Source organism: Halomonas sp. 707D4 (assembly GCF_024158685.1).
Taxonomy (GTDB): Bacteria; Pseudomonadota; Gammaproteobacteria; order Pseudomonadales; family Halomonadaceae; genus Vreelandella.
In genome coordinates, this window is record NZ_JAMZBD010000099.1 from 1 (window position 1) to 8,447 (window position 8,447).

The following is an 8,447-nucleotide window of genomic DNA, read 5'->3' on the forward strand; positions in this document are numbered from 1 at the left end:
CCGGCGATCACGCGCTCCAGAAGTTCCGGCAGCCAGGCCGGCTTGAGCTGCCCGGCCGGCGCCTGGCGAAGCTCGTCGAGCGACCACCACCGCCCCGGCATTTCGCGCCGCGTCTGGCTTGCCGGGTCATGGCGCACCAGAAAGTAGCGCTCGCGCCATCGCCCGGGCGACTGCTCGCCGGGCACCTCGCACTCGTGCAGCAGCGGGCCGAGCGGCCCCGCAAGGCCGGTGGACGCTTCGAGTGCGCGCCGCGCGGCCTCGCCAAACCCCTCTTCCAGACACAGCTCGCCCCCGGCGGGTCGCCAGGGGGCGGAGGCATTCGGGTGATGAATCAACAGCAGGCGATGGTCGGCGCTGACCACGAAAAGCTGCGCCCATTGGCGCGTATTGTTATCGGTATCCATAGACGTCCCACTCCTTGAAGAGCGGCAGCGCCGGGCGCAGGCGCTGCCTTTGGCGTGCTCGCGGCTCGCGCCGCCTTCAAAGCGTAGACGTCGATCCCCTTACCGCGCCACGAAACGTGGCTTGGCGATGCCGCTCAAGGCCTGCCGGGGAATCGTCAGGACCGGCTGGCCCTCGGCGTAGGGCGCGATGTCGTAGACGTCGTACTTCACCTGCCAGCCCTCTTCCATGGGAGCGATGTTGTCGCTCGGGGTGAACGGCCAGTTGGCGGCGAAGTCCGCCTCTCTGTCCGACTCGCGCGACCAGCGCTGGTGCGCCTCGCGAAGCGCGGCCTGGAAATCGCCTTCGCGCCCCGGGGTGATCATCTCACCGGGCTCGACGATGCGCGCCTCGCGCTCGTCGATGACCAGATAGCGCGTTGCCGGTAGGCCGTGTGCCTGGCCCGAGAAGTAGGTGTAGCTGTTGAGTTCGAGCACCAGCAGATCGTCGTGACGGGAAACCACGTCCGCCTCGAGCACGGCGCTGCTCGCGCCCGCCTGGGGCGAGGACATCCCGCTCTCCCGGGCCTGGGCGAAGAAGTCGTTGGCGAAGCGCTCCCAGGTGACGCGCCTCGCTCCCGCACCTTCATCGCCTCCATCCAGCCCCGCCAGGGCGACGAGCCGGGCGCGCAGCTCGCGGGTCAGCGCCTCGGACTTGGGAAACTCGAGCGACGACACGCGCACGTCATCGCACTGCTCGCCTTGGCAGCCGGGGGCGACGAAGTACTTCTCCTCGGCCAGCGTCACCATGGCGTAGGGCTCGACGGGGCGGCTTTCCATGCTCTGGCAGCCCGCCAGCATGATGGCCACCACACCCAGGGCACTCGCTTGAATGGGTTGCATAACGCCTCCTCTTGTCGATGTTCGTCCTTGAACCGCCCCGGGCGCTCTTTCGCCGCCCGGGTGTCGGCTTTAAATGTAAACGCCCTTGCCGCACAAAGCGAACAAGGGCGTGGTCGATCAAGACGTTGAGGCGCTCAACGACTCAAGCGTCCGGCTCCAGCTGGGTCGGCTCGGCCTCGACGCCGACCTCGAACAGGCCGCTGCCGTAGGAGCCGTAGCCCCGGGCGTGGATGGTGTAGGTACCGGGCAAAAGCGGCGCGCTCAGCAGCGCGTTCGAGCCCTGACCGCCATCATCGTCGGAGAAGGAGACGCCTTCGCCGGAAAGCTCGAGGTAGGCGTCGAAGTCCGTGGAATCCATGCGAATGGTCACCTCGGAGCTCTCCTCGAGGGTGAGCTGGTAGTTGACGTCTTCGCCGCTGTACCAGCCGGTGGCGCTGTCGCCCGGGGCGAGTTCGCCGCCGTTTTGCAGCTCGACGCCTTCGGGAAGCTCTCGCTGTGCCACGGCGAGCGAGAACATTCCGGCACCGGACCCGTAGGCGGTACGCGCGGTGATGCGGTAGGTGCCCGGCGCGAGGAAGTCGGCGATACGCGCATCCAGGCCCTCGCCCCCATCGTCGTCTTCACGGTAGTAGTTGTCGTCGCCTTCGATCTCGAGGAAGGCGTCGATGTCGTCGGAGGTCATGTCGACCTGGTACATGCCGGCCTCTTCGACCTCGAAGGTGTACTCGAGCGCCTGGCCGCTGTACCAGCCGTTGAGCGACTCGCCCGACGCGATGGGACCGTCGTTGCGCAATTCGCCGCCGGGGAACTCCTTGGTCTGCGCCGACAACGTATACACGCCGTTGCCGCTGCCGTAGGTCTGGGCGCGAACGGTGTAGTCGCCGGGCTCGAGGAAATCGGTAATCTGGGCGTCGAGATTGCCGCCGCTGTCATCGTCCTCACGCTGGTAGCCGTTCGGGCCCTCGAGGGTGAGGTAGGCATCGAAGTCATCGGAGCGCATGTCGATCTGGTACATGCCGGCTTCTTCGATGGTCAGGGTCACGGCGCGCTCGTCGCCCTGCAGCCAGCTGTCCATGGGTTCGTCGAGGCTCAGCGTATCCGAGTCGCTGAGCTCCATCAGGCGAGGGTAAAGGGTGAACGGGCCGTAGCTGCTGGCGTCGTAGCCGCTCACGGTCACCAGGTAGTCGCCCCCTTCCTCGACGCGATAGCGCAGGGTCTCGGCGCTGTCGAGCAGCTGGAGCTGGTCGTCGAACAGTGACACGACGCCGTTGAGCGCGCCGCTCAGGCTCAGCTCCACCAGCGCGTCCTCGTCGAGGCTCAGCCCGTAGGAAAGAAAGCGACTGCCGTTGTTGCCGTTGAGCTGCGCACTCGAGGTGAGCTCACCGCGCGTGCGTTCATCGAGCGCCAGGTAGTCGAGCCCCTCCAGAGCACTGGATGTCTGCGTAGCGTCGGCCTTGCCGCTCTGGTCGCCGGCCTTGTCGCTGGAAACCGCCTCGGGTATGGACAGGGCAATCATGAAGCCGATCAGGGCGCCGCCTGCGACACCAGTGACAAGCATTAACGAAGAACTTTTAGTCATGGCAGATCCTTATCGCGTCACTTGAACGAACAAGATATTAGCACGCCGACCGTTCTATCAGCAGTTGCTTATCGATCGAACAGGGCCCGCTTTACCCGGTGAAGTACACCGCGATCCGCGCTTCAAGTAAATCGCTTTAACTTACTGACCAGACTAAAAGAGTTGGCCAGTGAACTAAAATCGCGATTTGGTGTACATCGTCGCCGATCGTCGCAAAGCTTGCCGAACACCAACCGGGGCGTTACCATCGCGAAGCCTTTGTCGGGCACCTCACCAATGAAGTCCGGTTCGATACTCAACGAGGTACTCCAATGGGAGCCTATGGAAGACGCATCAAGACAAGCATGTTCGCGGTTTTATTGAGTGTAGTGTCGACGGGCGTATTTGCCCAAGAGACCGATTTCCAGGAAGGTGTGGCCTCCTTCTACAGCGACCGATTCCAGGGCGCGACCACCGCCAGCGGTGAAGCCTTCGACCAGCAGGCGCTGACCGCCGCCCACCCAAGCCTGCCCTTCGGCAGCAAGGTGCTGGTGACACGGCCCGATACCGGTCAGGAAGTGGAAGTGCTGATCAACGATCGCGGCCCCTTCGTCAAGGGACGCATCATCGACCTTTCCAAGAGCGCGGCACGTCAACTCGGCATGGTTCGTCGCGGCACCGCCCCGGTCATGCTGACGCTGATCAACTAGCGCCCGACCGGCCCGCAACAGGACTTAACGGCTAGCACACACACCGGTGTGATACCCCTTGAGCCACCGCCCGTTCTCGCGATACCCCAAACGGCCCTCCTCACGAGGGCCGTTTTTTATTTGTTAAGTATCTCGAACTTGCTTCGTCGTGCAGGGTCACTACCTTCGATAAGGAGTGAATCGATCCATCACGCAGGAGGCCATGATGCAATCACGCTACTTCACGCTGACCGACTACCCCACCGGCTTGCCCCGCCGCGAGCTGTTCGCGCTCGAGACCCAGGAGCTACCCGAGCTTGGCCCCAACGAGGTGCGCATTCGCAACCACTGGCTCTCCGTCGACCCCTACATGCGCGGCCGCATGAGTGGCGTTCGCACCTACGTTCCGCCCTTCGAGCTCGGCAAGCCCATGGAAGGCGGTGCCATCGGCGAGGTGATCGAATCGACCGATACCAAGGTCAAGGTGGGTGACCGGGTCAGCCACATGGGCGGCTGGCGCGACGTGGCCCAGCTCCCCGCCCAGGGCGTCACGGTGCTTCCCGACCACGACGTGCCTGAGCAGGCGTACCTGGGGATTCTCGGCATGCCGGGCATGACCGCCTGGACGGGTCTCAACCGCATCGCCGAGTGCAAACCCGGCGACAACGTGCTGGTGAGCGCGGCGAGCGGCGCGGTGGGCTCGCTCGCCGTGCAGCTGGCCAAGGCTAAGGGGTGTCACGTGGTCGGCATCGCAGGCGCCGCCCACAAGCTCGCCTGGCTCGAATCCGTGGGCGTGGAGCCCGTGACCTACAAGGATCGCACCGCCGGTGAGCTGAGCGATGCCATCCAGCTGGCCAGCCCCGAAGGCATCGACGTCTACTTCGAGAACGTCGGCGGCATTTGCCTCGAGGCGGCACTTTCCCAGCTCAACGAAGGCGCGCGCATCGCGGTATGCGGCATGATCGACAGCTACAACGCCGAGAAGCCCGCCCCGGGGCCGAGCAACCTCTCGCAGCTGGTGGTACGCAAGGCGAAGATGCAGGGCTTCATCGTCGCCGACCACTGGTCGAACTACGGCTACTTCCTCAACGAGGTCGCCCCCCAGGTCGCCGCGGGCAAGTTCGATTATCAGGAAACCGTTAAGGAGGGGCTCGAGAGTACCCCGGAGGCGTTCCTTGCGCTGTTCGAAGGCGGCAACACCGGCAAGATGCTGGTGAAGCTGACCGACTGATTCGCGGGCCTGACCACGCGCTGGAAGCCGCTCCTTACCGGGGCGGCTTTTTCGTGGGCACTCCCTTGATCGACCGCGAATCCATTCGACCATTCGCGAATTGATTATTAGACTGATCGCATACGCCCACCATATCGATCGTCATCACGAAGGGAATCCCATGAACGAACATCCACGCGCCCACGGCTTCTGGCTCGCGCTGCTGCTGGGGGTGGTGCTCGGCATCGCCGGCATCGCGCTTGCCATCGGCGGCGGCAAACTATTGAGCCTGGGCGGCAGCGCCTACTATCTCGTCAGCGGCATCGTCCTCGTCGTCGTCGGCGTCCTGCTGGCGCGACGCCGGGGAGCAGCGCTGTGGCTCTACGCCGTCCTCTTGCTGGGCACCCTGCTCTGGGCCCTGTGGGAAGTAGGCCTCGACTGGTGGCAGCTCGTGCCCCGGGTCGCCATTCCCTGCCTGATCGCCATCGTCATGCTGCTGCCCTGGTGGCGCAAGCCGCTGCATTCACGCGGCGGTAGCCTGGCGCTTTTGACGAGCGTCGTTGCCTGCATCGCGGTAGCCATTGCCAGCCAGTTCACGTCGCCTGGTGTGATCGAGGGTTCGCTTGCCGACAACCGCGCCAACGCCGAGCCCAACCCGGCTCAGGTGGCCGGTGATGACTGGCCCGCCTACGGCGGCACCAACGCCGGCACTCACTACTCGTCGCTTGATCAGATCACGCTGGACAACATCGGCGAGCTCGAAGAGGCGTGGCGCATCCAGACCGGCGACGCCCCCGGCCCGGACGCCCCACCCGAGATCACCAATCAGAATACGCCGCTGAAGGTGAACGATCGCCTGTATATCTGTACCTCCCACAGTCGCGCCATGGCGCTTTCACCCGAGACGGGCGAAACGCTTTGGGAGTTCGACCCGGAGATCAGCACCCAAGGCGCCGAAAACTTCTCGATGTGGCCGCACATGACCTGCCGGGGCCTGGCCTATTTCGACGCGGCCAACTACGCCGCCGACGCTAACGCCGAAGCGGCGCCTGCATCGAGCCCCGCACGACAGCCTTCGCTCTTGTTCGCCGAGCGCGACGCTTTTGCCATCGACGTGACGCTGCTCGAAGGCTTTTTGGCCGCCGCCGAAAACGACGACGAAAACGCCCCGTCGATGATGCTCAGCCAGACCGACGTCATGTGCCCGCGCCGTCTTTACCTGCCCACCGCCGATGCCCGCCTGATTGCGCTCAATGCCGATACCGGTGAGCCCTGCGCCGGGTTTGGTGACAACGGCACGGTGGATCTGACGCGCAATATCGGCGAGTTCAACCCGGGTGGCTACTACTCCACCTCGCCGGCCACCGTGACCGAAAACCTGGTGATTCTAGGCGGCCACGTGACCGACAACGCCTCCACCGACGAGCCCTCCGGCGTGATTCGCGCCTTCGACGTGCGCACCGGCGAGCTGGTCTGGAACTGGGACAGCGGTAATCCCGAAGAAACCGAGCCGCTTTCCGATGACGAGGTCTATACCCGCAACTCGCCCAACGTCTGGCCGCCGATCAGCGTCGACGAGGAGTTGGGGCTCGTCTACCTGCCCATGGGCAACGCCACGCCGGACCAGTACGGCGCCGATCGCAGCGAAAACGACGAAACCTACAGCGCGGGCCTGGTGGCGCTGGAGCTCGAGACCGGCCAGGTGGCCTGGGTCTACCAGTTCGTTCACCACGACCTGTGGGACATGGACATGCCCGCCCAGCCGGTGCTGATCGATCTGGCCACCGACGAAGGCGTGCAGCCCGCGGTGATCCAGCCCACCAAGCAGGGCAGCCTTTACGTTCTGAACCGGGAAACCGGCGAGGCGATCGTGCCGATCGACGAGATCCCCGTTCCCCAGGGCGCGGTGGAAGGCGACTGGACCGCCGAAACCCAGCCCCGATCACAGCTGAACCTCTTGCCGCCGCCGCTCACCGAGCGCGACATGTGGGGCGCCACGCCCTTCGATCAGATGATGTGTCGCATCCAGTTCAACTCGCTGCGCTACGAAGGCCAGTACACCCCGCCCTCGCTCGAGGGCAGCATCGTCTACCCGGGCAACGTCGGCGTCATGAACTGGGGCGGCGTCGCCGTCGACCCGGAGCGCCAGACGCTGTTCACCGGCGCCAAGTACCTGGCCTTCGTGTCGCGTCTGATTCCGCGTGAAGAAGTGGAAGAAGGCGAGGGCTCGGCCAGCGAACAGGGGCTCCAGCCCAATACCGGCGCGCCCTACGCCGTCGAACTCGGCCCGCTTTTGTCGATCTTCGATCTGCCCTGCCAGGCGCCCTCCTGGGGCGACGTGGCCGGTATCGATCTGCAAAACGCCGAGGTGGTGTGGAAGCACCCCAACGGCACCACCCGAGACAGCATGCCGCTAGGCCTGCCGATCGGCCTGCCGGTCGGCGTTCCGGCGCTGGGTGGCCCGCTCACCACAGCGGGCGGCGTCACCTTCATGAGCGGCACGCTGGATCAGTACCTGCGCGGCTACAACCATGAAACCGGTGAAGAGATCTTCAAGGCGCGCCTGCCCGCTGGCGGCCAGGCCACGCCCATGACCTACACCGGCGCCGACGGCCGCCAGTACGTGGTGATCAGCGCCGGCGGCCACGGCACCTTCGGCACCAAAATGGGCGACTACGTGATCGGCTACGCGCTGCCACAGTAATCCCCTTCTCGGCCGTGCATGACGCACGGCCTTCAACACAAGACGGGCAGCCCTTGGGCTGCCCGTCTTGTGTTGAAGCATGCAAGCGACCTAGAACGCAAGCTCCACGCCAGCGTAGACGCTGCGCCCCGGCGCCGGCTCGAAATAGCGCCCGAAGGTGCCGTTGAGGCGCGTATTGTCGTAGTACTCGCGATCGAACAGATTGCGAAGCCCCACGTAGGCGTTCAGGTTCGACGCCTCGCTCAGTTGCCAGCCATCGCCCACCCGAAGGTTCACCAGCCAGTAGCTCTCCACCTCAACCTCGTTGGCGTTGTCGGCCACCAGATCCCCGACGTACTCGGTCTCGAGGGTGGCGAAACGCTCGCCCGAGCCCTGCCAGGTGAGCTGGCTGATCCAGGTTCGTTCGGCAAGCCCGGGGATGCGGTTGCCGTCGAAGCGCGCCTCACCGCTTTGGAACTCGTCGAAGTCGTAGCGCGCCAGGGTCAGGGCGCTGTCCAGTCGCCAGGCATCGGCGAACTGCCAGCCAAGCGATAGCTCCACCCCGTCGCGGTCGGTATTGCCCGCGTTCTCGTAGAAGGTGCGCCCGCCCTCGTCGAACGGTACCAGTTCGTCGCGAACGCGAACCGAGAACAGCGCCAGGTCGTAGTCGAGCGCCCACGGCGCCACGTAGCCGCGCAGGCCCACTTCGCGATTCCACGCCTTCTGCGGCTCGACGCCGGGATTGAAGCCACCGCCGGCAGGGTTGGCGAACTCGGCGAAGGTCGGCGTCTCGAAGGCGGTGCCGGTATTGACGTAAAGCTGGTGCTGCGGGCGGTAGCGATAGCTTAGCCCCGCAGAGCCGCTCCACTCGTTGAACGTCTGCTCGCCCCCTTGATCGCCGTCGTCGAGATAACGATCATCCACCTCGAGCGCCACGCGATCGAAGCGTGCGCCCAGCGACAGCGTCAGCTCATCCGTCAAGCCAAGATCGCCCTGGGCGAACACGCCGGTAGCGGTGGCGGTC

At 65.1% G+C, this 8,447-nt stretch carries 7 protein-coding genes; 3 read left to right on the forward strand and 4 right to left on the reverse strand.

What is annotated here, in order from left to right:
* The 3 genes from BIS11_RS06260 to BIS11_RS06270 form a co-directional block, all read right to left on the reverse strand.
* Positions 1–404 (reverse strand): NUDIX domain-containing protein (locus BIS11_RS06260; protein ID WP_253585831.1); only part of this gene is annotated, 404 nt, incomplete at its 3' end.
* A gap of 99 nt (positions 405–503) precedes the next feature.
* Positions 504–1,283 carry an RsiV family protein gene (locus BIS11_RS06265; RefSeq protein WP_253426480.1) on the reverse strand — a complete coding sequence of 260 codons (780 nt, stop codon included), beginning with the start codon at positions 1,281–1,283 and terminating at the stop codon, positions 504–506.
* 142 nt (positions 1,284–1,425) lie between these two features.
* On the reverse strand, positions 1,426–2,862 hold the full coding sequence (locus BIS11_RS06270) for a hypothetical protein (RefSeq protein ID WP_253585832.1): 1,437 nt from the start codon (positions 2,860–2,862) through the stop codon (positions 1,426–1,428).
* Positions 2,863–3,173: 311 nt separating this feature from the next.
* On the opposite strand from BIS11_RS06270, the gene BIS11_RS06275 reads away from it, so the two are divergent.
* From BIS11_RS06275 to BIS11_RS06285, 3 genes are all read left to right on the forward strand, one after another.
* Positions 3,174–3,551 (forward strand): septal ring lytic transglycosylase RlpA family protein, encoded by a 378-nt coding sequence (locus BIS11_RS06275; RefSeq protein ID WP_227388474.1) that lies wholly within the window; start codon positions 3,174–3,176, stop codon positions 3,549–3,551.
* Between the two features lie 205 nt (positions 3,552–3,756).
* Positions 3,757–4,761: an NADP-dependent oxidoreductase gene (locus BIS11_RS06280; protein ID WP_253426452.1), complete on the forward strand. Its 1,005-nt coding sequence runs from the start codon at positions 3,757–3,759 to the stop codon at positions 4,759–4,761.
* 160 nt (positions 4,762–4,921) lie between these two features.
* Complete coding sequence (locus BIS11_RS06285; RefSeq protein WP_253585833.1) at positions 4,922–7,444, forward strand: membrane-bound PQQ-dependent dehydrogenase, glucose/quinate/shikimate family; 2,523 nt, start codon at positions 4,922–4,924, stop codon at positions 7,442–7,444.
* Between the two features lie 90 nt (positions 7,445–7,534).
* Here BIS11_RS06285 and BIS11_RS06290 read toward each other — a convergent pair.
* On the reverse strand, positions 7,535–8,447 hold a 913-nt coding region (locus tag BIS11_RS06290; RefSeq protein WP_253585834.1), incomplete at its 5' end, for a TonB-dependent receptor.

Excerpts from the sequence above, each read along its gene's own strand:
- BIS11_RS06265 (WP_253426480.1), bottom strand. The coding sequence starts at position 1,283 with ATGCAACCCATTCAAGCGAGTGCCCTGGGTGTGGTGGCCATCATGCTG.
- BIS11_RS06270 (WP_253585832.1), bottom strand. The coding sequence starts at position 2,862 with ATGACTAAAAGTTCTTCGTTAATGCTTGTCACTGGTGTCGCAGGCGGC.
- BIS11_RS06275 (WP_227388474.1), top strand. The coding sequence starts at position 3,174 with ATGGGAGCCTATGGAAGACGCATCAAGACAAGCATGTTCGCGGTTTTA.
- BIS11_RS06280 (WP_253426452.1), top strand. The coding sequence starts at position 3,757 with ATGCAATCACGCTACTTCACGCTGACCGACTACCCCACCGGCTTGCCC.
- BIS11_RS06285 (WP_253585833.1), top strand. The coding sequence starts at position 4,922 with ATGAACGAACATCCACGCGCCCACGGCTTCTGGCTCGCGCTGCTGCTG.